The 26,764-nt window shown below is 59.1% G+C and carries 24 protein-coding genes, 1 pseudogene and 1 riboswitch; of the genes and pseudogenes, 11 read left to right on the forward strand and 14 right to left on the reverse strand.

Translation table 11 applies throughout. The features are described from left to right. Positions 1-233 (forward strand): annotated as a pseudogene (locus C5L12_RS24090) (hypothetical protein); the annotation flags it as partial. A 1,311-nt stretch (positions 234-1,544) separates the two neighbouring features. Here the strand turns inward: C5L12_RS24090 and C5L12_RS24095 are convergent. Together C5L12_RS24095 and C5L12_RS24100 are read right to left on the reverse strand one after the other, a co-directional pair. Continuing rightward, entirely contained in the window at positions 1,545-2,408 is an 864-nt protein-coding gene (locus C5L12_RS24095) for a DUF1236 domain-containing protein (protein ID WP_105374599.1), read from the reverse strand. 72 nt (positions 2,409-2,480) lie between these two features. Continuing rightward, a complete protein-coding gene (locus tag C5L12_RS24100; RefSeq protein WP_105374600.1) occupies positions 2,481-2,786 on the reverse strand; it encodes a DUF1236 domain-containing protein in 306 nt (101 codons plus the stop codon). A gap of 249 nt (positions 2,787-3,035) precedes the next feature. Here C5L12_RS24100 and C5L12_RS24105 point away from each other — a divergent pair, with 249 nt between their 5' ends. Together C5L12_RS24105 and C5L12_RS24110 are read left to right on the forward strand one after the other, a co-directional pair. Then, complete coding sequence (locus tag C5L12_RS24105; RefSeq protein ID WP_105374601.1) at positions 3,036-3,431, forward strand: DUF1236 domain-containing protein; 396 nt, start codon at positions 3,036-3,038, stop codon at positions 3,429-3,431. A 976-nt stretch (positions 3,432-4,407) separates the two neighbouring features. After that, complete coding sequence (locus tag C5L12_RS24110) at positions 4,408-5,097, forward strand: DUF899 domain-containing protein (RefSeq protein WP_105374602.1); 690 nt, start codon at positions 4,408-4,410, stop codon at positions 5,095-5,097. A gap of 924 nt (positions 5,098-6,021) precedes the next feature. On the opposite strand, the gene ribB is transcribed toward C5L12_RS24110, so the two are convergent. From ribB to C5L12_RS24145, 6 genes are all read right to left on the reverse strand, one after another. Beyond that, complete coding sequence (ribB, locus tag C5L12_RS24120; protein WP_105374604.1) at positions 6,022-6,657, reverse strand: 3,4-dihydroxy-2-butanone-4-phosphate synthase; 636 nt, start codon at positions 6,655-6,657, stop codon at positions 6,022-6,024. Between the two features lie 112 nt (positions 6,658-6,769). Beyond that, positions 6,770-6,916: riboswitch (FMN riboswitch) on the reverse strand. Between the two features lie 85 nt (positions 6,917-7,001). Further along, on the reverse strand, positions 7,002-7,784 hold the full coding sequence (locus C5L12_RS24125) for a glucose 1-dehydrogenase (protein WP_105374605.1): 783 nt from the start codon (positions 7,782-7,784) through the stop codon (positions 7,002-7,004). Positions 7,785-7,996: 212 nt separating this feature from the next. Continuing rightward, positions 7,997-8,785, reverse strand: a complete 789-nt coding sequence (locus tag C5L12_RS24130) for an SDR family oxidoreductase (protein ID WP_105374606.1) — start codon at positions 8,783-8,785, stop codon at positions 7,997-7,999. Positions 8,786-8,807: 22 nt separating this feature from the next. Then, on the reverse strand, positions 8,808-10,286 hold the full coding sequence (locus C5L12_RS24135; protein WP_105374641.1) for a sugar ABC transporter ATP-binding protein: 1,479 nt from the start codon (positions 10,284-10,286) through the stop codon (positions 8,808-8,810). Positions 10,287-10,315: 29 nt separating this feature from the next. After that, positions 10,316-11,245, reverse strand: a complete 930-nt coding sequence (locus tag C5L12_RS24140; protein ID WP_105374607.1) for a sugar ABC transporter substrate-binding protein — start codon at positions 11,243-11,245, stop codon at positions 10,316-10,318. A 119-nt stretch (positions 11,246-11,364) separates the two neighbouring features. Further along, the gene (locus C5L12_RS24145) at positions 11,365-12,345 is read right to left on the reverse strand and encodes an ABC transporter permease (protein ID WP_105374608.1); all 981 of its coding nucleotides are present in this window, start codon (positions 12,343-12,345) and stop codon (positions 11,365-11,367) included. Positions 12,346-12,547: 202 nt separating this feature from the next. Between C5L12_RS24145 and C5L12_RS24150 the strand changes: the two genes are divergently transcribed. From C5L12_RS24150 to C5L12_RS24165, 4 genes are all read left to right on the forward strand, one after another. Continuing rightward, positions 12,548-13,357, forward strand: a complete 810-nt coding sequence (locus tag C5L12_RS24150; RefSeq protein WP_105374609.1) for a transketolase — start codon at positions 12,548-12,550, stop codon at positions 13,355-13,357. Next, entirely contained in the window at positions 13,357-14,313 is a 957-nt protein-coding gene (locus tag C5L12_RS24155) for a transketolase family protein (protein WP_105374610.1), read from the forward strand. The genes C5L12_RS24150 and C5L12_RS24155 overlap by 1 nt, the downstream gene beginning before the upstream one ends. Before the next feature lie 63 nt (positions 14,314-14,376). Continuing rightward, complete coding sequence (locus C5L12_RS24160; protein ID WP_105374611.1) at positions 14,377-15,843, forward strand: FGGY family carbohydrate kinase; 1,467 nt, start codon at positions 14,377-14,379, stop codon at positions 15,841-15,843. Between the two features lie 21 nt (positions 15,844-15,864). Further along, on the forward strand, positions 15,865-16,818 hold the full coding sequence (locus tag C5L12_RS24165; RefSeq protein WP_105374612.1) for a sugar-binding transcriptional regulator: 954 nt from the start codon (positions 15,865-15,867) through the stop codon (positions 16,816-16,818). A gap of 47 nt (positions 16,819-16,865) precedes the next feature. On the opposite strand, the gene C5L12_RS24170 is transcribed toward C5L12_RS24165, so the two are convergent. Further along, a complete protein-coding gene (locus tag C5L12_RS24170; RefSeq protein WP_105374642.1) occupies positions 16,866-17,723 on the reverse strand; it encodes a sigma-70 family RNA polymerase sigma factor in 858 nt (285 codons plus the stop codon). Then, complete coding sequence (locus C5L12_RS24175) at positions 17,723-18,190, reverse strand: carboxymuconolactone decarboxylase family protein (RefSeq protein WP_105374613.1); 468 nt, start codon at positions 18,188-18,190, stop codon at positions 17,723-17,725. Before C5L12_RS24175 ends, C5L12_RS24170 begins: the two co-directional genes overlap by 1 nt. A 213-nt stretch (positions 18,191-18,403) precedes the next feature. On the opposite strand from C5L12_RS24175, the gene C5L12_RS24180 reads away from it, so the two are divergent. The 3 genes from C5L12_RS24180 to C5L12_RS24190 are packed head-to-tail and all read left to right on the forward strand — an operon-like array spanning position 18,404 to position 22,343. Further along, entirely contained in the window at positions 18,404-19,651 is a 1,248-nt protein-coding gene (locus C5L12_RS24180; RefSeq protein WP_105374614.1) for an NAD(P)/FAD-dependent oxidoreductase, read from the forward strand. Positions 19,652-19,684: 33 nt separating this feature from the next. Further along, entirely contained in the window at positions 19,685-21,043 is a 1,359-nt protein-coding gene (locus C5L12_RS24185) for a glutamine synthetase family protein (RefSeq protein WP_105374615.1), read from the forward strand. A 1-nt stretch (position 21,044) separates the two neighbouring features. Next, positions 21,045-22,343 carry an NAD(P)/FAD-dependent oxidoreductase gene (locus C5L12_RS24190; protein ID WP_165924094.1) on the forward strand — a complete coding sequence of 433 codons (1,299 nt, stop codon included), beginning with the start codon at positions 21,045-21,047 and terminating at the stop codon, positions 22,341-22,343. A 10-nt stretch (positions 22,344-22,353) separates the two neighbouring features. Here the strand turns inward: C5L12_RS24190 and C5L12_RS24195 are convergent, their stop codons facing one another. The 4 genes from C5L12_RS24195 to rirA form a co-directional block, all read right to left on the reverse strand. Beyond that, entirely contained in the window at positions 22,354-23,007 is a 654-nt protein-coding gene (locus tag C5L12_RS24195) for a TetR/AcrR family transcriptional regulator (protein WP_105374617.1), read from the reverse strand. Between the two features lie 198 nt (positions 23,008-23,205). Next, positions 23,206-23,730: a gluconokinase gene (locus tag C5L12_RS24200; protein WP_105374618.1), complete on the reverse strand. Its 525-nt coding sequence runs from the start codon at positions 23,728-23,730 to the stop codon at positions 23,206-23,208. Between the two features lie 77 nt (positions 23,731-23,807). Beyond that, positions 23,808-24,839 (reverse strand): AbrB family transcriptional regulator, encoded by a 1,032-nt coding sequence (locus C5L12_RS24205; protein WP_105374619.1) that lies wholly within the window; start codon positions 24,837-24,839, stop codon positions 23,808-23,810. 159 nt (positions 24,840-24,998) lie between these two features. Then, on the reverse strand, positions 24,999-25,466 hold the full coding sequence (gene rirA / locus C5L12_RS24210; RefSeq protein ID WP_105374620.1) for an iron-responsive transcriptional regulator RirA: 468 nt from the start codon (positions 25,464-25,466) through the stop codon (positions 24,999-25,001). Between the two features lie 217 nt (positions 25,467-25,683). Between rirA and C5L12_RS24215 the strand changes: the two genes are divergently transcribed. Beyond that, positions 25,684-26,682 carry a Fe(3+) ABC transporter substrate-binding protein gene (locus C5L12_RS24215; protein ID WP_245423013.1) on the forward strand — a complete coding sequence of 333 codons (999 nt, stop codon included), beginning with the start codon at positions 25,684-25,686 and terminating at the stop codon, positions 26,680-26,682. The last annotated feature ends 82 nt before the right edge of the window (positions 26,683-26,764 follow it).

Raw genomic sequence — 26,764 nt, forward strand, 5'->3', positions numbered from 1 at the left:
TGCCGCTGCAAGCCATCGCAATGATCGTCTTCGGCGGTTTGGCCACCGTCGCCCTCTTCATCAGTCCTTTTGTGGGAGCGCTGCTGGTAGCGGCGGGGCTGGTCGCACATGCCGGCTGGGATGTCTATCACCACGTCAAGAACAAGGTCGTGGTACGATCGATGGCCGAGTTCTGCTTCGTGCTGGACACAGCTCTCGCGATCGTCATCGTCTTGGCTACACTGAGAGGCTGAGAGGGCACCACCCCGTCGTACGTTGACGTCGAGGTTGATCTCGACGCGCTCGCCCTGCGCCCCCCTTGGACCAGCCCGCTCTGTTGGGTCTGCTATGACGCAACCTTGTCACGATGCTGACGGCGCTATGTCCGCTTCCGGAGGACTGTAAAGAATCGGCGGAATGACCGTGATAGGGCGTAAGGCAGCCGTATGCGATATCACCTTCCAGGCCGCTTAAGGCTTGAAAGCGGCTGAAAGGTTCAGCCGCCAGCCCCTGCGCCGCTGGCAGCTCTGCCAGACCAATGTCCGCTTGTTCATTCAACGTACAGGTTCATTGACGACAATCACTCCGGCCTTCGAAAAGGTTGGTGGCATTGATGGAGTGCAAAGTGCTAGAACGTCGCTGCGCTGAGGTCTTCAGTCAATACGTCAACAGAGAGTATGGCGGCCCATCGCTTGATCTTCAGGAAGGGCTCTTGATAGCTTTCGAGCAGGGAACCGAAGTGTCCCGGCACGGAGGTGATCTTTCCCTATGTCCCTATAATGCTGTTTCGGACCCGGAGCGTTTCCTTGCCTGGGTCGAAGGCTTCCAATGCTGTTCCGTTTCGCGCACACTATGACAGGGAGTGGAAGCAATGCTCCAGAACCACCACCCATCCGCCGCGGGTATGGACGCGGACGATCTACAAATGCTTCAACGCGTATTCGACACGGTCTGCGAGCGACGCGGTATTGCCAAGAATACGGCCCCCGCAACCGATGTCGCTGCAGACCTGATAGCAATGTTCCAACATGCGGCGTGAAGACCAGTTGCTGGCGATGCTATCGGGCACTAGGGATTTCCCGTGACCTCGTCCTCCCCACTTGACGATATAGTTCGGACGATAAGTGGACTCGCCGCCGATAGGGCGTATGATGGTCTTATGGTCACCAAACGACCGTAGGCGGTGACGGCCGAGAGTTTAACGTGCTCCCGCCTGCTAAATGCCGGGAGGTGCCGCCATGCTCGCTTTCCCCAAAACATCGACTTCAATCGATCAAGATCTAGACTGCCTTCGGCAGTGGGCTGCGCGTTTAATCCCGACGAACAGGACATCAAACGGCTCGTGGATCGGCCAATCGCCGTAGCAGGCGCCAACCCGGATCTAATCGAAAATCACAAAGAGCGCGGGCTGTTTCGGATCATATAAAGGCTCGCCTTGGAGGAACGTAAGGGACCAATGGCTAGCGATTTCAAACAGTCCAGTTGGCTAGATGGCGGCGCAACAAACGAGTGCGCGCCGCTGCCCTCCCCGGACAGCGGCGCGCACTCCAATCGTGGCCGAGGGATCAAACCACGAGAATGTAGACGATCTCGTAGGTATCCGGCTCGACGATCACAATGCGATTGTCGGCAAGTACGAAATATCGGTACGAACGATAGGCTGGGAGGATCTCTACGACCCTCGGCGGCAGCGGGTGCAGTTCCACGGTCTTCGGGATCGTCACCCCGAGCGAGACGCTGAAGCTCGGCTTGATCGGCTCCACCTTGTTATCGACAATGATGTTGCGGATTTCGGTCTTCTGCTCGGTCGAGATATTGATGCTGCCGGTCACTTCGTTTGACGGACGGTCGGCGGAGGCGGAGTCAGTATCGTTCGACTGGCGCTGCTGTGTTCCGCTGGCGGTGTCTTGATTGGTGTCCTGGCTCGATCTGGTTGTGCTGGTGGCAGCGTCGGTTTCCTTGGTGCTGCCCGAAGTGCCAGAACCCTGTGCCGACTGCTTCGTCTGGTCGGTATTTGAGCCGGCCGCAGCATCCTGGTTCATCTTCTTCTTGTTCTGGTCCTCGGTCTGAGCGGCATCAGTTCCAGTCTTTCTCTGGCTATCCTGGGTGGCTGCGCTCTTCCCGTCCTTCGACGTTGCACTGCCGGCGTCACCCGGCTTGCGTAGCTGTTCAGACTGGGCCTGGTCCTGGGCCGGCTGCTTTGCGTCGGAATTGGCAGCGCCTGCCGATCGGCCGGCCGACCCTGCGTCCGGCGATGCTGTCTGGTTGCCCTGGCTGCCGGATGAAGAACCCTGGTTCGTCGTACCGGCCTTCGGAAGTAGTTTTGGATCTGCAGAGCCACCGGACGAATCCTGTGCGAGTGCAGGCAGCGACAGCGTGGATCCTGCCAGAAGCGCAATGGCGAGTGCTTTCTTGTCAAAGAGTTTCATGTTGTTTCACCAATCTTGGTTTGTTTGGAGTGAACCAATCCTGCGGCCGCGAAGCCTGCGGCCTGGACCGAGTCAGTTGATCACGTGGACGACCTTGCGGGTGTCCGGTTCGACCAGAACGGTCTTGCCGCCGACGACGGCATATCGGTATTTCACGTCGGGGACATCGACGGTATGAAGCTCAACGGTCTCAGGGAGAGTGGCTCCGATGCTGACTGTCACGTTCGGTACGTCGACCGACTTCACCTTTTGCTTCGTGACATATTCCTTGATGACGGTTTCCTGTTCAGGCGCTATTACCACCGTCTGGGCGAAAGATGCCCCAGCGCTTGCTGCCAAAACCAGGCCGGAGACGGCCGAAATTATGAATTTCCTCATCGCGTTATCCTCCTGTCGTGATTGCTTTTTCTCGTCTGGCGAGATGGTGTCGGAACACATTCGACCTGCTCATGTTCCCGCTGCGGGACTTCCGTCCTAAGGGGCTCCGACCAAAGCCTAATGCTGAGTGGGGCCCTAAGGGACGAAAGGCTGATGTTCGCCGGACTGAAGTCCCAATCAGGGAACAGCGATCAAGGGCCCACGTTGCAGGCCGCACGGCATCACGCCGCAGCAAAACGGAGAATGACAATGAAGAAGCACCTTATCCTGATCGCGGGCATCCTTTCGCTGGCCGCCGGATCAGCTTTCGGCCAGTCCTCCACGGTCAACGGAGCGGCAGGTGGCGCAGTCACCGGCGCGATCGTCGGCGGCCCTGTCGGCGCTGCGGTTGGCGGCGTTGTCGGCGCGGTTGCGGGCACGGCGATCGATCCGCCGCCGCCACCGGTTGTGACCTATGTCCGCGATTTGCCTGAACCCGAGGAACGCGTCGTGGTGAAAGAAAAGGTGGTGGTCGGTCAGCCCCTGCCCTCAAGCGTCGTCGTCAAAGCGGTACCGGACAATCCGAAATACTCCTATGCGGTGGTGAACAAACAGCGCGTCATCGTCGAGCCGTCCTCCCGTAAAGTCATTCAGGTCGTCAACTAATGTTTGTGGGTCGGGCGTGGATTTTTCATGCCAGACCCACCGGAGGGGCAAATGGCACAAAATTCGAAAGAACATTCAGCCGGGATGGCTGGTCCGATCCTTACGATATTGATGTTGATGCTCGGGATGGTCTTCGCACTCGTCGTGGTAAACGGCACATCCAAGACCGCACCTGCACGAATCTATGTACCGGAGGACTTCGCGTTTGCGTCAAGCACAGAGCTATGACAGCAGTTTGCTTGTCGCGGTGACCAGTCGGAACACGGGGCTCCTCAGGCATCGCGCACAGGAGTGACGAGAGCGCCAATATAGGACAAGCGCATGCCCGGTTCATAAATTTCGCTGTCATTACTTCCTTTCCAGAGAGGCAAGGGCGCCGGCCTCACGATGCCAGTCTGGGGCCTTAGTCGTCCCTGCCTTCTCGACCTTGGGCTCAAACCAGCCGGACCTGGAACCCATCGCACTAGCAATTCTCACCCGATGGCGCGCCTACGCTTGCGAATAGCGGAAGCTGCCATAATCGAGGAGGAGAAGATATCCGATACCTTTCCAAAAGGCAGCGTGTGACCCATATCGATCCGGTTGTCCGCCATCTGCCTCAACTTTCGGGAGCTTCGCTCCGATCAGCAGCGAATTGCTCCGTATAGCAACGCCGATGACTGGTGAATGTGGAGTTCCATAGGGCACTGCAGGTCAGGAGTGAACTGCAACGACACTGGAGACAAGTTCATGGCTCCGACGCGTGGACTATGTATTGGCTGGACTGAGCTGGCGCGCCCGACCTTCACATTCATGGCTGGACTTTTTCCCGAAGGTTCTCCGGCATGGCTCTATACTCTGCCATGTCGGCATCGTGCCGATCGACGAAATGGGATGTGCCCGATGAGGAGCTGCTTCGCCTGCCGGCGTGTTGAGGCTCTTTCTGCCGGTCCGCAGCTTTCCGACAATTCGTGACGTAAACCGAAGGAGAGTGACAATGCAGCACGCTGTTGTTTCGAGGGATGAGTGGCTTTCGGCCCGAAGGGACCTCCTCGAAGCGGAAAAGGAGCTCACCCACCTTCGCGACAAGGTCGCGCGCGAGCGGCTCGCCTTGCCATGGGTTCGCATCGACAAGGAATACGTATTCGACACGCGCGACGGCCCGCGCATGCTCGCCGATCTCTTCGAGGACCAGTCGCAGCTCCTGGTGCAGCATTTCATGTTCGCGCCGGAATGGAAGGAAGGCTGTCCGAGCTGCTCGTTTATGGCCGACCACGCTGATGGCATGAACCTGCATCTGGCGCATCACGATGTCACCCTCGTTGCTGTCTCACGTGCGCCGCTGGCTGAGATCGAGCGCTACCGAGAGCGTATGGGCTGGCAGTTCAAATGGGTGTCGTCCTTAAAAAACGACTTTAATTATGATTTCAAGGTCAGTTTCACGCATGAGGAGATTGCCGGGGGCAAGATCGACTACAATTTCGGACAATGGCAGGAGACCGGCGAAGAGTGGCCCGGCATCAGCACGTTCTTCAAGGACGCCGACAATGTGTTCCACACCTATTCCACCTACGGGCGCGGCGTCGAGGTGATGATGGGCACCTACGCCATGCTCGACCTTATGCCGAAGGGCCGCAATGAGACCGAAGGTATGGACTGGTTGCGCCGCCACGATCAATACGAATAGGAGGCGTAGGAGAATGATACGGATCATAAGTGCTTTCCGACCTCCGATCGCCAATGCGTGACAAACCGCGAACCGGCACGAACGGCGGCGCCTGCCGAGCATCCCAGAGAAGAGCCTTCATCGGATTGCAAATCGAAGATGATCAAGTCGTCTGGAACCATTCCGCGGCCGGCCCATTCCAGGGGCGGTCACGGCTTACTGCTTTACGGCCGATCACGACGGATACCCGGGAGTAATAACTAGAGGGCACGTACTTGGCCGCCACCAGCGTGATGAGCCGGAAGTTGATCCACGCCACTTCACCCTCGGTGTCGGCCGACTCTATGGTTTTAGGCGCACCTTCGCCTCCTGATCGCTGTAAACTGGTTTCATTCTGCCTTGGACGCATCATCATGAGAAGAGGTTGCAAGAACGGCGGGACCGGCTTGTTTGCCTCATATGAAACCTTTGCGTCTGCTTATAGCAAGTTTCCGCGGCTTCCTGAAAGGCAGACTGGGACGCGCAAAGCTGCCGGGCGCTTTATGGCGCAAAGCTGCCGGACGCTTCCTCGCTGCGGCACCGCAACCGAAGGTCCGAAAGCGGAAATAATTGCCGCAATACCCCTCCTGTTGACTGAGGCCCAAAGCCAGGGCACAAAGGTGGCATCCACGGTCGCTCGCGATGGGAAAACAGAGGGAATTTCAACGCTTTTCCGCCCAAGCTATTTAAATCATGCGAAAATCCGGGTCCCCCAGCCAATTCTCCCTGATCTTTCATCCCCTCAGACCCGCCGAATCCGGTATGGCGTCATCGACTGCCTGATGGCCACCGTTTCGAGGGCGGGAATCATCGCCAGTCCAGCAGAGCCGCCATCACTCATGAGGCTAACTCCCCGCCTTCCAGAGAAGAGTGCGAGGAGAAAATGGTCGAGCATCGGTGAGATCGTCAGGCGGCGTAAGCGTCGCTTACACCTGCCAGGCCTTTCACATGAGAAATCAGATCCGCGATGGTGATCAACGGCATCTCGTGCCGTGTGGCAAATTCCAGGAGATCCGGCAGCCTCGCCATGGTGCCATCTTCCTTGGCCACTTCACAAATGGCACCGGAAGGCTCCAGGCCTGCAAGGCGGCAGAGATCGACAGCGGCTTCCGTGTGCCCCGGTCGGGCAACCACTCCGTTCGGATGCGCACGAAGCGGAAAGATGTGGCCCGGGCGCGCGAAGTCGTCGGGCTGCGCCTGCGGATCGACCAGGGCTCTTACCGTGGCGGCGCGATCCGATGCCGAGATGCCGGTCGTCGTGCCAGGGATATAGTCGACGGAAACCGTAAAGGCCGTCTTGTGGGATTCGGTGTTGCGGGGAACCATCAACGGGATGTCGAGTGCGTCCAGCCGGTCACCTTCCATCGCCACGCAGATGAGACCGCGGGCGTGATTCATCATGAAGGCGATCGTTTCCGCAGTCACGGATTGCGACGCCGCGATGATGTCCCCCTCATTCTCGCGATCCTCGTCATCGACGACAACGATCATCCGACCGAGAGCAAGCGCCTCAAGCGCATCTTCAATTTTCGAGATTTTCATTCCACTGCCTTTCAAGGGTTATCCGCATTAGCGGCCAAACCGCGGCCTTGCGAGCCGCTATTTATCCCTTGGGCGAACAAGCCAAGCACGTCCCCGAACCGGGGACGTTCCAGCGTGTCCTCTTCCATCCGGACTATGACCGTCGGCTCCGGCATCTCACCGGATCTGCTGACCTTCCACTTTCGCAGAAGCGCTCGCGGGCTCCGGGATCACTCCCGATACCGCCGGTGGGGAATTACACCCCGCCCTGAGAACGACGACAAGATAGTAAAACTGCTGCAGGAAATGCAAGAGGCTCGCGATGAACACGCTGTTCAAACTTTTTCATCCGGCCTCCGCAGATCTCAGGACATGATCAGGCCGCCGTCGACGTTGATCGTCTGCCCGGTGATGTAGGCAGCGTCGTCGCTGGCGAGGAAGGTTACGAGACCTGCTACGTCCTCTCCCGACCCTGCCCGCTTCATGGGAATGCCCTGGACCCATTCCTTCATCAGTTCGCCCGGTCCGTAATTGCCGAGCAGTTTGCCCCACACCTCGTCGTTATAGGCCCACATGTCGGTCTCGATGATACCGGGGCAGAAGGCGTTGACGGTGATGTTCTCGGTGGCGACTTCCTTGGCTAGACTCTGCGTGATGCCGACAACCCCCATCTTCGAAGCGGCATAGTGGGGCGTGTAGATGAACCCCTGCCGGGCCTGGCCCGACGCGGTGTTGATGATCCGGCCGCCGCGCTTGTGCTTGCGCATACGGGCGATCGCCTCCTGGGCGCAGAGGAAAACGCCCTTGGTATTCACCGCCATCACCCGATCCCACTCGGACTCCGTCATATCCTCGATCCGGGCAATGGTGATCACCCCCGCATTCTGGACGGAGACATCGACCGAGCCGAAAGCTTTTTCGGCTGTATCGAAAAGCTCCAGGACACTGCCTTTATCCGTGACATCTCCCACGAAAGAGATGGCCTTACCGCCCCCATCATTGATGTCGCGGGCAACCGCTTCCACGGACTCCTCATTGGCCGAAACAACTACTTTCGCGCCCTCTCGAGCGAAACGCCTTGCGATCACCGCTCCGATGCCCCGGCTTGCCCCGGTGACGACGACAGTCTTCTTTTCGAAACGCTTCATTGATGTCCTCCAAACAGCAAATATGGAACCGTCGCAGAGCGTCTGCGAAGATCAAATCGCGACGCCTTTACGGCTCGTTCGATCAGCGTGAAGGACGGGCGGACGACGATATCGACGCCGACCGCCCGCTGGCGCCTTCAACGCCACGGTCTCAGCCAGGGAGGCAGCCGGACCGATCACCTTCCAATTGCCTGCGGAACCTTCTCATGGGATCACCAGCAGCAGAAACCACCGTCTACGAGCAGATCGACACCCGTCACAAAACTTGCCGCGCCCGAGAGCAGAAAAACGGCAGGTCCAACCATCTCGTCGACACTCGCCATGCGCTGCATCGGGGTCTGCTCCTCAAACAACTTTGTCTGGTGGACCATTTCGGGGCGCGTGTTCATCGGGGTCGCGGTATATCCCGGAGAAATCGTGTTCACCCGGATGCCGCGACCGACCCACTCCATAGCCAATGATTTGGACATATGGATCACGCCGGCCTTCGAGGCATTGTAATGGCATTGGCTGAGGCCGCGATTGACGATGACGCCGGACATCGAGGCAATGTTGACGATCGATCCCCTGCCATGCTTCAGCATGGCGCGCGCCTCGGCCTGGCAGGAGAGGAAGACGCCCTTCAGATTGATGTCCATCAGCGTCTGATATTGCTCTTCCTCCATCTCTTCCGCCGGATTGGCATTGGCGATCCCCGCTGCATTGACTGCCAGGGACAAAGCACCGAGCTCGGCTTCGGTCCGAGCCACGGCGTCGGCAAGTGATGCCTTGCTGGTGACATCCGCCGCAATCTCGATCGATTTTCGACCGGCCGCCCTGACATATTCAACCGTGCGTGCAAGTCCGTCGTCCGTACGGCGATCGAGAAGCGCGACGTCTGCGCCGCACTGGGCGAGCCCGACTGCAATCCGCTGACCTATGCCGCTGCCCGCTCCTGTTACGATAGCGGTTTGACCGGAGAGATCGAAAAGCTTCGGAGCGTTGAGAGTGATGTCCGCCACCGCTCTTCCTTTCTATGTTCTGCTAGATCGTTGCCAGTTCCATGACGGAAACGTCGTTCGCCTCTTCACGGGTAAGTATGCCCGCCTGTTTGCCTTGCGCGAGCACGAGAATGCGGTTCGATACGCCGAGCACCTCTTCGAGATCAGAACTCACGACGATGACGGCGACGCCTTTCCTCGCAAGGTTCACGATGATGTCGTAGATCCCGGCGCGGGCGCCCACATCGATCCCCCGCGTCGGCTCATCGAGGATCACGACCTTGGGATCACGCATCAGCCATTTGGCGATCACCACCTTCTGCTGATTGCCGCCGGAGAGATCCGATGCATATTGTTCGGCCCGCCCCTTCACGCCGAATTTGGATATCGCCTGCTCGGCGAATGTCCGCTTCATTCCGGATGTAATCCAGCGGCGCCCAAACATGTCGAGGTTGGGGTAGACGACGTTTTCGCTTATCCGATGGGTGACGACGATCCCTTGGTCCTTCCGGTCCTCCGGCACCATCACAATGCCTTTGGCGATCGCATCCGCTGGGCTGCGAAGCTTGAGCTCTTCGCCGTTGAGCTTGATCGTTCCCGCGCTGATCGGGTCCGCGCCTGAAATCGCCCGAACCAGTTCGGTTCGACCAGCCCCCACAAGCCCGGCAATGCCGAGGATTTCTCCCGACTGCACCTCGAAGGATACGTCGCGGAAGGAGCGGGCTGGCGAGGTTAGCCCCGAGACCTGCAGGACCGGTCGCCCGCTCGGCTCCGGAAGCGGCGGGAACATGCGTTCAAGGGGACGCCCCACCATGCTTTCAACGATGGTGCGCACCGGGGTCGCGCTGTCGGCGAATTCCTGAACACGCACGCCATCACGCAGCACCACGACGCGATCGGTGATCTGCTTGATCTCTTCCATACGATGGGAGATGTAGATGATGCCGACGCCTTCCGACCGCAGCTTCCTGACCTGGTTGAAAAGAGCTTCCGTCTCGGCGCCGCCCAATGCGGCAGTCGGCTCGTCGAGAATGAGCAGCTTGGCATCGAGCGCCAGTGCTTTTGCAATTTCAATGAGCTGCTGATTGGCCGTGGAGAGGCCAGCCACTTTGCGGGTGGCGGGGATATGTAGGTTCAGACGCGACAATTGTTCCTGTGCGCGGCGAACCATTTCACCGCGATCGATAACGCCGTTCTTCATCGGCCATCGGCCGATGAAGACGTTTTCCGCAATGGAGAGTTCCGGGAGAAGCTGCAGCTCCTGATGGATCAGCACCACACCCTTGTCGATTGCCTCTCTCGGAGTGGCCGGGGCATAGGGTTGCCCCAGCCAGGTCATCGTTCCTTCAGACGGTGCGCGGGATCCGGCGATGATGCCGGACAGCGTGGACTTGCCTGCGCCGTTTTCGCCAAGAAGTGCCACGACCTCCCCGGCATAAACATCCAGGCTCACGTTGTTGAGGACCTGGAGCGGCCCGTAACGCTTCGATATGCCTCTCAGTGAAAGAACTGGCTCGGTCACCACGCGCCCTCCTCAAGCCTTAAAACCTGTTACGGATGGTTGGTGATAAAACCAGCCACATTCTCCTTGGTCGTCAGCGTCGCGTCCATCAGCTGCACCGGAGGCACCTTCTCGCCGGCGACAAGCTTCACCGCGTTGGCGACTGCGTCACGACCCATCTTCTGGGTCTGCTGGGTCGCCGTCACGTTGAACACGCCCTTGCTGAGAGCCTCAAGCGCTGCGGTATCGCCGTCAAAGCCGCCGACCACGATCTTCTGGGAAGGATTGGCGACCTTGATGGCTTGCGCAGCACCAAGCGCGAGTGCATCCGCCTGGGCGAACACGATCGAAACATCCGGATTGGCCTGCAGCATGTTCTGCATGATCTGGAATCCTTCGTCCTGGCTCCAGATGTTGGAATACTGTTCGGCTACGACTTTCACATTCGGATAGGCCTTCAGAGCTTCCGCGCAACCTTTCGAGCGGTCCACCTCGGGCGTCGTGCCCTTCTGGCCGTGAATGATCACCATCTTGCCCTTTCCGCCCGCCTCCTTGAGGATATAGTCGCAGACGGCCTTGGCGGAGGTCACAGAATCCGTTGCGAGAAAGGTATCCCCCGGCGCGCCTTCCGCATTGCGGTCGACGTTGACGACAGGGATGCCTGCGCTCTTTGCGAGCTTTACCGGCACCGTTGCCGCCGCAGCGCCTGCTGGAATGTAGATCAGCGCATCAACGTTCTGCGTCAGCAAATCCTGAACCTGGTTGACCTGAGTGGGGCCGTCACCCTTGGCGTCGACGGTCACGACCTCGATGCCGCGTTTCTTGGCTTCGGCTTCGACAGCCTGCTTGATCTGATTGAAGAAATTGGCCTGCAAATTGGCTACGGCAAGGCCGAGTTTTTTGACTTCGGCGGCATGGGCGGAGCCGATCGTCAGACCCAGCATGGCAGCCGAAGTCAGGAGAATGCGCGCGAGTTTCATTTCATTTTCCTCCGTTGTTAAACTGAACCCTCGAGTATTCCTCCACCCTTGGGCCGCTGATCCGCTCCAACCGTTCGGAGAGGAATTCATGAGACGTCCGCGCTACCGCGAAGCCGATGTCAGGTTCGCCGACGGCGAATGGTTTCGGCGCCGACCGCAAGCACGATGACGATGCCGATGATGACCTGCTGCAGAAATGGCGAGACGTTGAGCAGATTGAGCCCGTTGCGCAGGACGCCGATGATCAGGACCCCAATGAGGGTGCCGCCGATACCGCCTGCCCCACCGGACAGGGATGTTCCGCCAATAACCACCGCCGCGATCGTATCGAGTTCGTAGCCGAAACCGCTCGACGGCTGAACCGAGTCAAGGCGGGCTGCCAGAACGATGCCCGCAAGACCCGCCAGCACCGCGCTGACGACATAAACGCTGATCGTCACGAGCTGAACATTGATGCCCGCCAGCCGCGCCACCTCGGGATTTCCGCCTACGGCATAGAGCATCCGGCCTTCGGCCCGAAACTTGAGGAACAACCAGGCGATCAGCACCACGATCAACATCAGGAAAACTGTCGCTGTGAGAATGCCGAAATGCCGGTCGATCGCCAGCATCATGAACCAGTCGGGAAAGCCGACGATCTGCTGACCATCCGTGATCATGTTCGCGACGCCCCGGGCAGCCGACATCATCGCGAGCGTGGCAATGAACGCGGGGACCCGGAAGATCGTCACCAGCAGACCGACGATCAATCCGCTTACGGCGGACGCGATCAACGCGAAGCCGATACCCACCCCAAGAGGCATTCCCGCGACATTGGCCGTCCAACCCATCACCATCATCGACAGCGCGAGCACCGAACCGACCGAAAGGTCGATGCCGCCGATCAGTATGACGAAGGTCATGCCGACGGCCATGATGCCAAGCACGGTGATCTGATCCAGGATGTTCAAGCCATTGCGAAGCGAAAGAAACGCGTCCGTGGAGAAGCTCAGGAAGACGCAAAGCGCGAGCAGACCGAGAAGCGGGCCAGTAGCTCCAGCCAAGCGCCTAAGCCAGACGCCAGAGGGGCGGCTTTGTTCAGTGATGTCGATCGCCACCATCGTTCCTCCCTAGATACGAAGGGTATTTCACCATAAGAATATTTATTCATCTATGTTGGAAAATTCATTAGCAAGCTGCTACGGATGTGTCAATCAAATTTGTAGCGAGACCCGTATGCCACAAAAGTCAGTTTGCACTTGACATGGATTCGCCATATGCAAAAATATGTTAGTATGAATAAATATTCAGATCGAGGAAGCAATGGAGCCCACAGAACTCGAACGTGTCGCACGCCAGATACGGCTGCGCGATCTTCAGGCGGTGTACGAAGCCGGCGCGGGCCATATCGGCGGCGAGATGTCGGTGATCGACATTCTCACGGCATTGTATTTCCGGGTACTGCGCGTATGGCCGGATCAACCGAGGCATCCGGAACGTGATCGGTTTGTTCTTTCGAAGGGCCATACGGCCTGCGCACTATACGTGGCGCTTGCCAAACGCGGCTTCATTCCGGAGGAGGAAATCTCCACGTTCCTTCAGCCTCACTCCCGGCTGAACGGCCATCCCAACAACAACAAGGTGCCGGGCGTCGAAACCAATACCGGACCTCTCGGTCACGGGCTCCCCGTCGCGGTGGGGATGGCCAAGGCCGCCAAGCTGTCCGGCGCGAAATACCACACCTATGTCGTCACCGGGGATGGCGAGATGCAGGAAGGCTCGAATTGGGAAGCCATCATGGCGGCCGCCCAGTTCGGTCTGGACAATCTTACTCTGGTCATCGACCACAACAGGTTCCAGCAGGGGGCGGCACTTGCCGATACCAATGACCTGGCCCCGCTCCGCCCCAAGCTTGAAGCTTTTGGCTGGGACGTGACCGAAATCAACGGCAACGCCATGAGCGAAATCGTGCCGGCTCTGGAGCATCGCGGCTCCCGTCCCCATTGCATCGTCGCTCATACCAACAAGGGCCACGGCATTTCCTTCATGCAGGATCGCGTCGACTGGCATCACAAGGTGCCCAGCAAGGAACAATACGATCTCGCGGTGGCAGAACTATCGGAGGCAATTTGATGAACGCGCCAGTAACAGCCACAAAGCTCCATGATTGCCGAGATGCATTTGCGGCGACGCTCGAAAAGCTTGCGGCAAATGACGATTCCATTGTTGCAGTCTGCAACGACTCGGTGGGGTCTTCGAAGCTCGGCGGATTCAAATCTAGATTTCCGGACCGCCTCGTCAATGTCGGCATCGCCGAACAGAACATGGTGGGCGTCGGCGCGGGTCTCGCGAATGGCGGGCGGCTTCCGTTCGTCTGTGGAGCTTCACCATTTCTGACAGGGCGTGCGCTGGAGCAGATCAAGGCCGACATCGCCTACTCGAATGCCAATGTGAAGCTGGTCGGCATCTCGTCCGGGATGGCATATGGCGAACTTGGCCCGACCCACCATTCGATCGAGGACTTTGCGTGGACGCGCGCGCTGCCGAATCTTCCGGTCATCGCCCCCTGCGACCGTATCGAAACGGCGGCTGCCGTCGAATGGGCTGCGGGCTACGACGGGCCATGCTTCCTCCGCCTTTCCCGCGTCGGCGTTCCCGATCTGCTTCCTGCAGATCACAAGTTCGAACTCGGCAAGGCGAACCTGCTGCGTGAGGGTTCGGATGTCACGCTTATCGCCAATGGCACTCTCACGCACCGCATGATGAAGGCCGCAGAAATCCTGGGAAGTCAGGGCATCAGCGCGCGGGTGCTCAACATGGCGACGGTAAGGCCGATCGACGAGGAAGCCATCGTTGCCGCTGCTCGCGAGACCGGGGCGATTGTAACTGCGGAAGAGCATACCATCTTCGGAGGACTCGGGTCGGCCGTGGCCGAAGTGATCGTGGAACACGCGCCTGTGCCGATGAAGCGCCTTGGCGTTCCGGGGATCTTCGCGCCGACCGGCTCGGCCGAATTCCTCCTGGATGAATTCGGTATGAGACCCGCCTCCATCGCCGAAGCTGCCCTAGCGGTTATCAAGAGGAAATAAGCGCTCGACGCAGGCGTTGGCCGGAGCCAAGTATTTGCCCGGCCGTTTCAAGGGAGGACATGAATGCGGGCTATTCTGGCCATCGACCAGGGCACGACCAATTCCAAAGCCGTCCTGGTTTCGGACAAGGGAGAACTTGTCTCCCGTGGTTCGGCACCAGTTGGCATCGCCTATCCGAAACCCGGCTGGGTAGAGCAGGACCCGCAAAGAGTCTGGAAGTCGGTCTGCGAAGCGGTTACCGCCTGCCTTCAAGCTGCGCCCGATATTGGCGTTGAAGCCGTCGCAATTTCCAATCAGCGCGAGTCCGTCACGATCTGGGATGCCGAAACGGGTGAACCACTCGGCCCGGTCGTCAGTTGGCAATGCCGCCGCACGGCCGAGGATTGCGAACGTCTTATTCATGAAGGACACCTGGATCGCGTCCAGTCGATAACGGGACTGCCTCTCGATCCGATGTTTCCCGGACCGAAATTTCGTTGGCTCCTCGATCGGGCTCCGGCGGGCCGCCACCTCTGGGTCGGCACCATCGACAGTTGGCTCGTCCACTGCCTGACGGGCGGGCAACGACATGCCTGCGACGCATCGAACGCGGCAAGAAGTCAGCTGTTCGACCTCCAAAAGCAGGCGTGGAGCGAAGAATTATGCGCGATCTTCGACGTCGACATATCGGTTTTGCCGGAGGTGCTCGACAGCGCAGCCGATTTTGGAACAACGCTTGGCCTGCCGGGTGTCCCCGATGGCACGCCTATCAGATCGGCGATCGGCGATAGTCATGCCGCCCTTTTCGGACATGGGGCCTTCAACCCGGGCGACGGCAAGGTGACGTTCGGGACAGGTTCGTCTGTGATGACGACACTGCCCGGCTTCATTGCGCCGAAGAGCGGCATCACAACCACGATTGCCTGGCGTATTTCTGGAAAACCCACATTCGCCTTCGAGGGAAACATTCTCGTGTCGGCGGCAAGCCTGCCCTGGATGACCGAGATCCTCGGACTGCCCGATGTCGCGGCCCTGATCGATCTTGCCGCGACAGCTGAACCGGACGGGCCTGGTTTCGTACCCGCCTTCGTCGGGCTCGGCGCGCCATACTGGAACTCCGAGGCGCGCGCGCTCTTCTCGCAGATCAACTTCAACACGACGCGTGCGCAGATGGCGAGGGCTGTCACCGACTCGATCGCATTCCAGGTCTATGACGTTTTTTCCGCCATGCAGAACCAGAGCGGGGGCGGCATCGGCGCGCTTTATGCGGACGGCGGCCCCAGCCAGAACAGGTTCCTGATGCAATGCGTCGCCGACGTGCTCATGCGGCCCGTGATGCAGTGCAAAGCGCCCGAAGCCTCTGCTCTTGGAGCAGCTTATCTTGCGGGACTGTCGGTGGGAATGTGGCCCGCCCTCGAAACTATCAGCCGCCTTCCGAGGCAATCGCAACTCGTCAGTCCCGAAGCCAACGATAGTGCAGAGCGGAGAAAGACATGGGGTGATGCCGTGGCCCGCTCGACGTGGAACCCCGCAATCGTTAAAGGTGAATAATAATTCACACCGGGAACGGCCATGAGTCGCTTAAACGAACTTCGCCTGATCTCACGAGTTGCTCAGATGTATCACATCGAGGGACGTCGGCAGGCGGATATCGCGCAGCATCTTCGCCTGTCGCAGGCAACCGTTTCCCGCATGCTGAAGCGGGCCGAGGCGGAGGATATCGTGCGCACGAGCGTCATCCCCCCCGTCGGAACCTATGCGGACCTTGAGAAGGCGCTTCGGGAGCGGTTCGGTGTCCCTGAAGCGGTCGTCGTGGAATGCTCGGAAGATCGCGACGGAGCGATCATGGCACGGATCGGCGAAGCGGCCGCCCATCTTCTCGAAGTGACGCTTGCGCCCGGCGAGATTATCGGCGTCTCGAGCTGGAGCCAGACCATTTTCAAGATGGTCGAGAACATCCATCCCCAGAAAAGTGCACAGGCCAAATATGTCGTTCAGACACTGGGCGGCATGGGCGATCCCTCCGTGCAGACGCATGCCACTCAGCTCACGACGCGCCTGGCACGCCTCACCGGCGCGGAACCGAAACTGCTTCCGGTGCAAGGGGTGACGTCATCGAGGGAAGCGAAACTTCTGATGATGGCCGATCCATTCGTCCGGGAAACAATCGACCTTTTCAGCAGCATTTCACTGGCAATCGTCGGCATCGGAGCGGTCGAACCCTCCGAATTGCTGGCTCGCTCCGGCAACATCTTCTCGTCCCGGGAGCTTGCCGACTTGGCTGATGCAGGAGCGGTGGGGGACATATCGCTCCGGTTCTTCGACAAGGAAGGAAAGGCGGTCAAAACGCCGCTCGACGAGCGGGTGATCGGGCTTCCGCTTGAGGAGCTTGCGAAAGTTGAACGAGTGATCGCGCTCGCGGGCGGCATGAAGAAAACGGTAGCCATCGCCGGAGCGCTCCGAACCGGCGTCATCGACATGCTTGTGACGGACAAGTTCACCGCTCAGCGGCTGATCGAACTTTAGCGTCGCGCCATACCAAGGCAGCCGAAGCCGCCCGCCGCCTGGGATCGCTAATGCAGATGCCTCAGCTTGTCGGGGTTCCGCACCACATAGATGGCCGTGATTTTTCCGTCTTCGATGTCGAGTGCAGTCGTCTGAAGTTCGCCATCCGCTTCGAGTGTGACGAAACCAGGCAATCCGTTGACGAAACCGGCACGGACGAACTGCGAGCCGTTTTTCTGAAATTCGCCTGCAAGATAGACGTGCACTTTCATGACCGCTTCGAGGCCGAAGATCGGCTCCATGGCCGCAGGACGTTTTCCGCCTCCATCCGCATGGATACTGACATCGGCCGCCAGCATCGCACCAAGCGCCTTCATATCGCCGCTGCGCGATGCCGCGTAGAAGGCTTCAGCGAGCTCTACGCCGCGCTGCTTGTCCACCTGAAAGCGGGTTCTCGCCTCGCGAACGTGGGTGCGCGCCCGGGCAGCGAGCTGACGGCAGGCGGCTGAGTCGCGTTCGATGGTCGCGGCGACTTCCTCAAATCCCAGTCCAAAGACGTCGTGCAGCAGGAAAGCCGCCCGCTCGAGGGGCGACAAGCGTTCCAGCGCGAGCATCAGCGGCAAGGTGACGTCCTCCTGTTCTTCCTCTTCCACCACGGGGTCGGGAAGCCAGGGACCGACATAGGTCTCGCGCTGGCGCCGCGCCGACTTCAACTGATCGAGGCAGAGCCGTGTCACTGTGCGGCGCAGGAACGCTTCCGGCTCCAGCACCGTTTTGCGGTCGGCCTTCATCCAGCGGATAAAGGCCTCCTGCACCATATCTTCTGCGTCGGTTACCGATCCGAGCATGCGATAGGCGACGCGCATGAGCTTCGGACGCAGCGGATCGAAACTCGCCGCTGCGTCTTCCTGGTGGAAGCCGGTCATCATGCCGCCGCCTGGGCAGCGTTCGCGGCTACCGGACCGGCCCAGAGGCCGAAGCCGACGGCGAGACGATTCCAGCCGTTGATGACATTGATCATCAGTGTAAGCTTCACCTGTTCCTCCTCCGTGAACTGGGCCTTGAGGGCTTCTCGCGCGCTTTCATGCGTGTGGCCTTCCGACAATCGGGTCAAGGCTTCGGTCCAACCTAGCGCGGCGCGCTCGCGATCGGAATAGCAAGGAGCTTCGCGCCAGGCGGACAGCAGATAGATGCGCTGCTCGGTTTCGCCCTTAGCCCGCGCTTCCGCCGTGTGCATGTTGATGCAGTTGGCGCAGCCGTTGATCTGCGATGCGCGGATCTTCACGAGTTCGATGACGTTCCACTCAAGGCTCGAGTCGACGTCGACAGAAAGGCCCATCCACTTCTTCATCAGCGAGGGAGCGGCGGCGAAAGGATCAAGTTTGGCACTCATGGTTCGTTTCCTTCTGTTGGTTACAGCACCATGACGAGACAGGATTTGCCGATGTGACATTGCTTGAAATTTATTTGATTAGGCTCCTCTCACTTCACTGCATGCCGCGACAAAAATCCCTGCGCACAGCTTCATTTTTCATTTGCGCCGCAGCATCCTGGGCGGCATGTTCGAAACTTCGAACTATAAAGAAATGGGAATGGAAATCAGATCATGACAGCGGATGCGATCGTGCTCGGAGCCGGCATCATCGGCGTTTCGACAGCGCTGCAACTGGCCCGGCGGGGCAAATCGGTAGTACTCGTCGACCGGAAAGAACCGGGCATGGAAACCTCCTATGGCAATGCCGGTCTGATCCAGCGCGAGGGCGTGGTGCCTTACGGCTTTCCGCAGCAATTCGGCCTGATCCTGCGCTATGCACTGAACAATCGCATCGACGCTCATTATCACTGGCGGGCAATTCCTTCGGTCACCTCATTCCTGGCGAAATACTGGTGGCATTCCAACCTGACCCGTCATCAGCTCATTGCGCGCGCCTATGCGCCGCTGATCGAACATTCGATCTCGACCCACAACGAACTGATCGAGGAAGCCGGCGCCGAGGCCCTGATTGCCAAAGACGGCTGGACCGAGGTTTTCCGCAGCAATGCCAAACAGGACGGAGAGTTCAGGGAAGCCGAACGCCTGGCCGGCGAATACGGCGTCTCTTTCAAGAGATTGACGCCTGCCGACCTCGCCGCACAGGAACCACATCTCTCCAATGATTTCGTCGGCGGCCTGAAATGGGAGGATCCGTGGTCGGTCAGGGATCCATTGGCCCTTACACGCGCCTATATCGCTCTCTTCGAAAAGCTGGGCGGCCGTGTTTTGAAAGGCGATGCAAAGAGCCTGTCGCAGACCAGGACGGGCTGGCAGGTGGTCGCCGGTGACGGGATCGTAGAGGCCAAGGACGTGGTTGTTGCCCTGGGGCCCTGGTCGGATACGGTAACAAAACCGCTCGGCTACAATTTCCTGGTCGGCGTCAAGCGCGGCTACCATATGCATTATGGGACGACGGGGAACGCGAAGCTCAACGGCTGGACCATGGACGCTGAGCGCGGTTATTTCCTCGCCCCTATGAACCAGGGCATCCGGCTGACCACCGGCGCGGAATTTGCCCGCCGGGACGCACCGAAGACTCCGGTGCAATTGGAGCGGGCGGAAGCCGTCGCCCGGACGATCTTCCCCCTCAGCGAGCGGCTCGACAAGGAGCCGTGGATGGGCGCACGTCCGTGCACGCCGGACATGATGCCGGTGATCGGCAAGGCGCCGCGCCATGATGGCCTTTGGTTCGCCTTCGGGCACGCGCATCATGGCCTGACGCTTGGACCGGTAACGGGCCAAGTGATCGCCGAAGCCATTACCGGGCAGAAGACGCTCATCGATATCTCCGCCTACGGCCCCGAACGCTTCAACGCCTAGCTCAAATGGAGAGACTGGGCTATCTGGTGTTCCATGGATGATATCAGTTCCGCGCAGATCTTCTTCGAGGGCAATCCCGATATCGAGGTTCTCGAAGCCTTCGTCATCGATGTAAACGGCGTGCCGCGGGGAAAGTGGATCCCGAGGGAGCGCGCATTGGACGTGCTTGCCAAGGGCATGGCCATGCCACGCTCTGTCTATGCCCTCGACGTCTGGGGCCGCGACGTCAACGCCGCAGGCCTTGCGGAAGGCACCGGCGATCCGGATGGCATCTGCCTCCCCATTCCCGGAACCCTGTCCCGGGTCACCTGGCTTAATCGTCCGACTGCGCAGGTATTGCTTGGTATGCGAGACACCGATGGCGCCGGATTTTATGCCGATCCGCGCCAGGTGCTTGCCAATGTCGTCGCAGGATTTTCAAAGCTTGGCCTGACGCCGGTCGTGGCGACGGAGCTTGAATTCTACCTGATCGACCCGGTGCGCTCGGCGCTCGACCCCGTCCGCCCACCGAATTCGCGCGAGGGGCGATGGCACACGGGCCAGACACAGGTGCTGTCGATCTCCGAACTGCAGGATTTCGAAGATGTCTTTCACGGGATCGCCAGCGCGGCGCGCGCACAGGGTATTCCCGCCGACACCACGCTGCGCGAAAACGGGCCGGGTCAGTACGAGATCAATCTCAACCACGTGCCGGACGCCCTGAAGGCCGCCGACTATGCCGTACTCCTGAAGCGTATCGTGAAGGGTGTCGCACGCGCCAACGACCTTGACGCGACCTTCATGGCCAAACCCTATGGCAGCCAGGCCGGCAGCGGCATGCATGTGCACTTTTCGCTGGTCGACGAAGCCGGACGCAATGTGTATGCCGGCGAAGACGGGCCCTCGGAAATGCTTTTCCACTCCGTCGGCGGGCTTCTTGAGAATATGGGCGAGAGCATGGGGGTCTTTGCGCCGCATGCCAATTCCTATCGCCGCCTTCGGCCGAGCGAACATGCTCCTACCTATGCCTCATGGGGTTTCGACAACCGCTCGGCGGCGGTGCGCGTCATCACCACTTCAAAGCCCGCCACCCGCATCGAACACCGCGTCGCAGGCGCCGACAGCAATCCATATCTGGTGCTGGCGATGATCCTTAACGCAGCGCTCTCGGGCATCAAGGAGAAGCGTAACCCGGGCGGAGCAATCACCGGTGACGACCACGCCGTCAGCCATGAGCCGCTTCCAACCAACTGGGACTATGCGCTGCAACAATTCGCCCGGTCTACATTTGCCTATGCGACGCTCGGGCCGAAATACCGCGCGCTCTACACGGCCTGCAAACAGCAGGAACTTGCGGAGTTTGCCACGCGGGTGACCGACGTCGAATACGATGCCTACATCCGGACGGTGTGAGATGGTTTTAAGAGCAAGCGACAACCCACGCCACGTTAATTCCTGGTACGCCGCGTCCGCCAAGGATAAAAAGGTCCGCCCTGCCCTCGATGGCGAAACCTCGGCGGATGTTTGCGTGATCGGCGCGGGCTTCACGGGTATTTCTGCGGCACTGGAGCTTGCCGAACGCGGCTACTCTGTCGTCGTGCTGGAAGCCGAGCGCATCGGCTTCGGAGCATCCGGACGAAATGGCGGCCAGATCGTCAATGGCTACAGCCGCGATCTTGAAACGATTGCCGGGCGATATGGCCGGGAGAAAGCCGTAGAACTTGGAAAGATGTCGCTCGAAGGAGGCGAGATCATCCGGGCGCGCGTCGCCAGATATGCGATCGATTGCGATCTCGTCCATGGCGGTTTTTTTGCCGCCTTTACGGATAAACAGATCCGCGAGATGGAGGCTCAGAAGAACCATTGGGAAAGGCACGGGCACACCGGGCTGGAGATGGTCGCCAAACGGGATATAGGGAAATACGTGAAGACGGACCGCTATGCCGGCGGCATGATCGACATGCTTGGAGGCCATATACATCCGCTCAATCTCGTACTCGGAGAGGCTGCCGCCGTGGAAAACCTCGGAGGGCGCATCTTCGAAGGTTCGCGTGTCGTCGGCCTGGAGCTTGGCGAAAGGCCCGTGGTCCGTACGGCCAAAGGCTCCGTAAAGGCGTCCTACGTCCTCGTCTGCGGTAATGCTTATCTTGCGCCACTGCTGCCTGAAATTCACGGCCGGATGATGCCGGTCTCCAGCCAGGTCATGACGACGGAGCCCCTCGATCAGGCGCTCATCGAGAGCCTGCTGCCGTCCAATTATTGCGTCGAGGATGCCAATTATATCCTCGACTATTATCGCCGTACCTCCGACAACCGGTTGCTCTATGGCGGCGGCATCGGCTATGGCGGACACGATCCGAAGGATCTGACGGGAATAATCCGCCCGAACATGCTGAAGACATTCCCACAGTTGAAAGACGTCCACATCGATTATGCATGGAGCGGCAATTTCGCGCTGACGTTAACGCGCATTCCGCATATGGGCCGGCTTTCCGACAAGGTCTACTTTTCCCATGGTGACAGCGGCCATGGCGTGACGACCACGCATCTGCTCGGAAAGATTCTCGGTGAGGCCGTCGCGGGGCATGCCGAACGCTTCGATGTCTGGGCTTCGTTGCCGAACCTGCCATTCCCCGGTGGCAAGACTTTTCGGGTGCCGCTGACCGTTCTTGGTGCATGGTGGTACGGGTTGAGGGACAGGCTCGGATTGTAAGGCCGCGATCTCAGAAACTCGGATAGTTTCCTTTCATGAACTGCCCGAGCTGGATTTTTGCCGAAGCCTTGAAATTCTCGATTATGCCTTCCGCCTCCTGCTCTGGAACCAGCAGTGCCAGGCGCACGGCGCTGGCAGCAAGGTGAAACATCATAAACACCAGGCGGACATACCGCTCCCGCAGGTTGTCCGGGACGAACGCTCCTGTCGCATCCGCAAAAATCCGACTATGCACGCGCGACTCTGCGATATCCATATCCGCAAGCGCCTTGTCGGCCTGGATCGCGTTGATCAGATCCTGGACCGGCGGGTTGTTTCTGACGTTCGCGTAATAGAGGTCGATCAGCTTGTCGATAGCGCCGAATGCATCCTGTTCGGTCTGCAGGTCCGCAACGCATTCGTTGACGAAACCGAGAACCTCTTCCGCATACTTCTCATAAAGCATCGCGATGATTGCGGACTTATTCGGGAAGTACTGATAAACCGAGGCGATCGGACCACCGGAGAGCGCCGCAATCTCTTTCATGGTTACCGCATCGATGCCTTTCCGGCCGATCAGTTCCATGGATACCTTCAAGATTTCGTCGATACGCTCGCGGCTTCTTTCCTGTTTCGGTATCCGGCGAAGGGTGCCCCGCCCTGGCCCTTGCGTCGAATCTGGCATTCGCGAACCGTCTCCCCTCGCGGTGCATCTGGCGGCGCTGGTTTCGACGCGCCCGAATGCACCTACATAAATCTTGTCGTTTTATACGATGGGTGGAGATATCCGGATCAAGCTAATTAGATTTTTTTACAATACTTTACCGAAACTTCGCCGAAAAACGCAAGATGGCCATCAGATAACGAGCTCTTGGGCATTTGCTTACCGCCACTGCTCAACGAGCGCCGTCACAGCTCCGTCCACGATCGTTTCCAGGCTGGCATCGATATCCACGGTGACGACACCTTCCTCGTTCACCGGACTCTCCAAGGTCGCAAGCTGGCTGTGCAACAAGGAAACCGGCATGAAGTGTCCCTTTCTCTCGCCCATTCGCTTTTCCAGCACGTCCACCGCGCCGGCAAGGAAAACGAAATTGAGCGATCCGCCGCTCGCCTCACGCAAACGTTCGCGATAGACCTTTTTCAGTGCCGAGCAGGTCACCACGACGCTTTCGCCGCGCGCCCGAGCCGCAGCCAGTTCGCCTCCGACGAGATCCAGCCATGGCCAACGGTCCTCGTCGGTCAGCGGAATGCCTTTCGCCATCTTCTCTACATTCGCGTCAGGATGCAGGCGGTCCCCCTCGACAAAGGCGCAGCCGAGCCGTTGGGCAAGCAGTTGTGCGACCGAGGTCTTGCCCGCCCCGCTGACCCCCATGACGATGATTGCTCGAGGAGACTGTTGATGCATGTCAATGCTCACGTCGATGTTTCCTTTCCCGATTGTCTATCGCAATATCTGTTCAAACATGGGTTTCACAAGCTTGCTCAGCGCCGGCGTGCATCTTTGCCGAGGACCAATGGCATCAGTACGGAAAGAACCATCAGCCGCAACACATGATGAGCACCGACATAGGTTGGATCGGCGTGCAGCATGACAGCCATTGCCGCCATGGTCTCGAGGCCGCCGGGCGCAAAAGCTATCAACGCCGCCGCAAGCGGGATTCCGGTCACATGGGAGACACCAAAAGCAATCGCCGCGGCCAATGCCATCACCAAGACCGTCACCACGGCCCCTGCGATAAACGCCGTGCGGATCGCACCGAGCGACACGCCACTAAAACGGGTGCCAATCATCGATCCGAGAATGACATAGGTCGGAATGAGTAACCAATTGGGGACGCCGCCTGCAACCAAGCCGGTTACATGCGTGCCAATCGAGACCGCAACACCGCCGAGAAGGAGCGCGGCGGGAAACTGCCAGCGCAGGAAAAGCAGGCCAACGACGATCGACACCCCGAGCGTCGCGAGGAGGACCGGCATGCTCATCGCCACTACCGGCACTGCCGGCTCCGTCGCTGCCAAGCCGAAAACCTCGACGATAAGCGGAGTGGTGATGGTAAGCGCCAATACCCGCACGCTTTGGGCAATACTGACGGTGCGCAGATCGCCTCGCGTTTCCGCGGCAAGGCTGAGAACGTAACTCAGATGGCCGGGGGACGAGGCCAAAAGCGCGGTGGTCCGGTCATAGCGAAATATCCGCTGCAGCATCCAGCAGCTGGCATAAAGCAAAAGGACAACTGAAATTGGAACCATGCCGAAGCTAAGCGGCCAGGTGCGCGCCGCCACGACCACATCCGGCGTCACGCTTGTTCCCATCGAAACGCCCACGACGACGAAGCAAATATTGCGAAGCTGGATCGGTACGCGGAGCGTCAATCCAAACAGTCCGGCAACGGTGATAACAACGGCGGGGCCGATCAGGTAAGGGGCGGGAAGTCCGACGACGATGGCTGCTGCGGCGCCGGCGGTTCCGAGCAGCGCAGTCAGCGCGTAAGCGCGCAGTTCCAGAAAAGGCATGGCTTGGTCCTGAAGGCGCCACAGGAAGAATGGCTCCAAAGCCGAAAACGCCTATCGTCCTTCTATTGCAAATGCAGGGAAGGTCAACCATCAGACATGACAAAAATCAAAAGGCGCCGTCGCTGCGGACGGCGCCCCTGAAAGCGTAGGCAATCGGATTCAGGCAGCCGGCGCTACGATTTTCGGCATATGCGTGTCGATACCGAGCAGGAAGTTGATCTGCGGGCGAGCCTTCACCAGATCGTCGATCGTGTAATCGGCAAGCACATCGAAGAAAGCATTGAGTGCCTTGCGAAGCGCCGAATTCAGACCGCAGCTATCGACGAGCGGGCATTCGGCGACGCCGTCTTCAAAACACTCAGCCATCGCGAAACTGTCTTCCGTTACCTTGACGACATCAAAGAGCGTGATGCGGTCAGCGCTGCGGCCAAGCCTCACACCGCCGTTACGGCCGCGCACTGTTTCGACCAAACCAGCCTTGTTGAGCGGCTGCAGGATCTTGAACAGGAAAAGTTCGGAAACTCCGTAAGCCCGAGCGATTTCGGGGATGCGGCTCAAACGGCCCTCATTGGCAGCGCAATACATCAGCATTCGTACTGCGTAGTTCGTCTGTTTGGTCAAACGCATGCTGGTCTCCCAAGACTCGTACATACTTATATAGAGGCTTCGCTAGTTTTGAACAATTCCAAAATAAGAAAATTGTGATCAAGTTTTCTGTCCGACCTTAAACTCCGCCATTGACGCGGGATTGAGAACATGAATGTTGGCGTCAACAAACAACCCAGGAGGACTTTTCATGCCTATCCGCAGCCCGCTTCGGCTCATTGCACTTCTAGGTGCCTCTATGCTTACGACGGCCTCGACGGCATGGGCCGATGGTGAGGTGAACATATACTCATATCGTCAGCCGGAATTGATCAAGCCGCTGCTCGACGAGTTCACCAAGGAAACCGGCATCAAGACCAATGTACTCTTCCTCGACAAAGGGCTTGTCGAGCGCATCCGTGCCGAAGGCGCCAACTCGCCGGCGGACGTGATCATGACGGTCGATATCGCCCGCTTGATGGAGGCCAAGGAAGGCGGCGTGACCCAGCCCGTTGGGGACAACCCAACCATCAGCAAGGATATTCCCGCCAATCTTCGCGATCCCGCCGGAGAATGGTTCGGGCTAACGACGCGCGGCCGCGTGGTCTATGCTTCGAAGGAGCGCGTCACCGATACGGCAATCACCTATGAGGGACTGGCCGATCCGAAATGGAAAGGCAAGATCTGCATTCGAGACGGCCAGCACTCCTACAATATCGGCCTGTTCGCCTCGATGGTCGCAGTTCATGGCGAAGCCTATACGGAAACATGGCTAAAAGCGTTGAAGAACAACCTCGCTCACAAGCCCAGCGGCGGCGACCGCGACCAGGCAAAGGCAATTCTCGCCGGTGAATGCGATATCGCGCTTGGCAATACCTACTATGTCGGCCTCATGCAGACGAACGAGAAGGAGCCGGAGCAGAAGAAGTGGGCGGAGGCGATCAAGATCATCTTCCCGAACGCTGCCGATCGCGGCACGCATGTCAACATTTCCGGCATGGCGCTTGCCAAGAACGCCCCGAACAAGGCCAACGCCGTGAAGCTGATGGAATTCCTGGCTTCCAGTGACGCCCAGAAGATCTATGCCGAGCAGGTGTTCGAATATCCGGTCATGCCGGGCGCCGAACCTTCCGACATCGTCAAAGCATTCGGGCCGATCAAGCCGGACACGCTCTCGCTTGCCGACATCGCCGCCAACCGCAAGAAGGCTTCCGAACTGGTCGACAAGGTCGCCTTCAACGAAGGTCCCGAGAGCTGAGTTAAACCGGATCTCGCCCTGGTGGCCCACAACAAAACAAAAGCCGGCTGCGACGCCGGCTTTTGGCATTATGGAGATAATG

The sequence above is a fragment of the Neorhizobium huautlense genome, assembly GCF_002968575.1.
GTDB lineage: Bacteria > Pseudomonadota > Alphaproteobacteria > Rhizobiales > Rhizobiaceae > Neorhizobium > Neorhizobium huautlense.

Excerpts from the sequence above, each read along its gene's own strand:
- C5L12_RS24095 (WP_105374599.1), bottom strand. The coding sequence starts at position 2,408 with ATGAAACTCTTTGACAAGAAAGCACTCGCCATTGCGCTTCTGGCAGGA.
- C5L12_RS24100 (WP_105374600.1), bottom strand. The coding sequence starts at position 2,786 with ATGAGGAAATTCATAATTTCGGCCGTCTCCGGCCTGGTTTTGGCAGCA.
- C5L12_RS24105 (WP_105374601.1), top strand. The coding sequence starts at position 3,036 with ATGAAGAAGCACCTTATCCTGATCGCGGGCATCCTTTCGCTGGCCGCC.
- C5L12_RS24110 (WP_105374602.1), top strand. The coding sequence starts at position 4,408 with ATGCAGCACGCTGTTGTTTCGAGGGATGAGTGGCTTTCGGCCCGAAGG.
- ribB (WP_105374604.1), bottom strand. The coding sequence starts at position 6,657 with ATGAAAATCTCGAAAATTGAAGATGCGCTTGAGGCGCTTGCTCTCGGT.
- C5L12_RS24125 (WP_105374605.1), bottom strand. The coding sequence starts at position 7,784 with ATGAAGCGTTTCGAAAAGAAGACTGTCGTCGTCACCGGGGCAAGCCGG.
- C5L12_RS24140 (WP_105374607.1), bottom strand. The coding sequence starts at position 11,245 with ATGAAACTCGCGCGCATTCTCCTGACTTCGGCTGCCATGCTGGGTCTG.
- C5L12_RS24145 (WP_105374608.1), bottom strand. The coding sequence starts at position 12,345 with ATGGTGGCGATCGACATCACTGAACAAAGCCGCCCCTCTGGCGTCTGG.
- C5L12_RS24150 (WP_105374609.1), top strand. The coding sequence starts at position 12,548 with ATGGAGCCCACAGAACTCGAACGTGTCGCACGCCAGATACGGCTGCGC.
- C5L12_RS24155 (WP_105374610.1), top strand. The coding sequence starts at position 13,357 with ATGAACGCGCCAGTAACAGCCACAAAGCTCCATGATTGCCGAGATGCA.
- C5L12_RS24160 (WP_105374611.1), top strand. The coding sequence starts at position 14,377 with ATGCGGGCTATTCTGGCCATCGACCAGGGCACGACCAATTCCAAAGCC.
- C5L12_RS24165 (WP_105374612.1), top strand. The coding sequence starts at position 15,865 with ATGAGTCGCTTAAACGAACTTCGCCTGATCTCACGAGTTGCTCAGATG.
- C5L12_RS24170 (WP_105374642.1), bottom strand. The coding sequence starts at position 17,723 with ATGACCGGCTTCCACCAGGAAGACGCAGCGGCGAGTTTCGATCCGCTG.
- C5L12_RS24175 (WP_105374613.1), bottom strand. The coding sequence starts at position 18,190 with ATGAGTGCCAAACTTGATCCTTTCGCCGCCGCTCCCTCGCTGATGAAG.
- C5L12_RS24180 (WP_105374614.1), top strand. The coding sequence starts at position 18,404 with ATGACAGCGGATGCGATCGTGCTCGGAGCCGGCATCATCGGCGTTTCG.
- C5L12_RS24185 (WP_105374615.1), top strand. The coding sequence starts at position 19,685 with ATGGATGATATCAGTTCCGCGCAGATCTTCTTCGAGGGCAATCCCGAT.
- C5L12_RS24190 (WP_165924094.1), top strand. The coding sequence starts at position 21,045 with ATGGTTTTAAGAGCAAGCGACAACCCACGCCACGTTAATTCCTGGTAC.
- C5L12_RS24195 (WP_105374617.1), bottom strand. The coding sequence starts at position 23,007 with ATGCCAGATTCGACGCAAGGGCCAGGGCGGGGCACCCTTCGCCGGATA.
- C5L12_RS24200 (WP_105374618.1), bottom strand. The coding sequence starts at position 23,730 with ATGCATCAACAGTCTCCTCGAGCAATCATCGTCATGGGGGTCAGCGGG.
- C5L12_RS24205 (WP_105374619.1), bottom strand. The coding sequence starts at position 24,839 with ATGCCTTTTCTGGAACTGCGCGCTTACGCGCTGACTGCGCTGCTCGGA.
- rirA (WP_105374620.1), bottom strand. The coding sequence starts at position 25,466 with ATGCGTTTGACCAAACAGACGAACTACGCAGTACGAATGCTGATGTAT.
- C5L12_RS24215 (WP_245423013.1), top strand. The coding sequence starts at position 25,684 with ATGCTTACGACGGCCTCGACGGCATGGGCCGATGGTGAGGTGAACATA.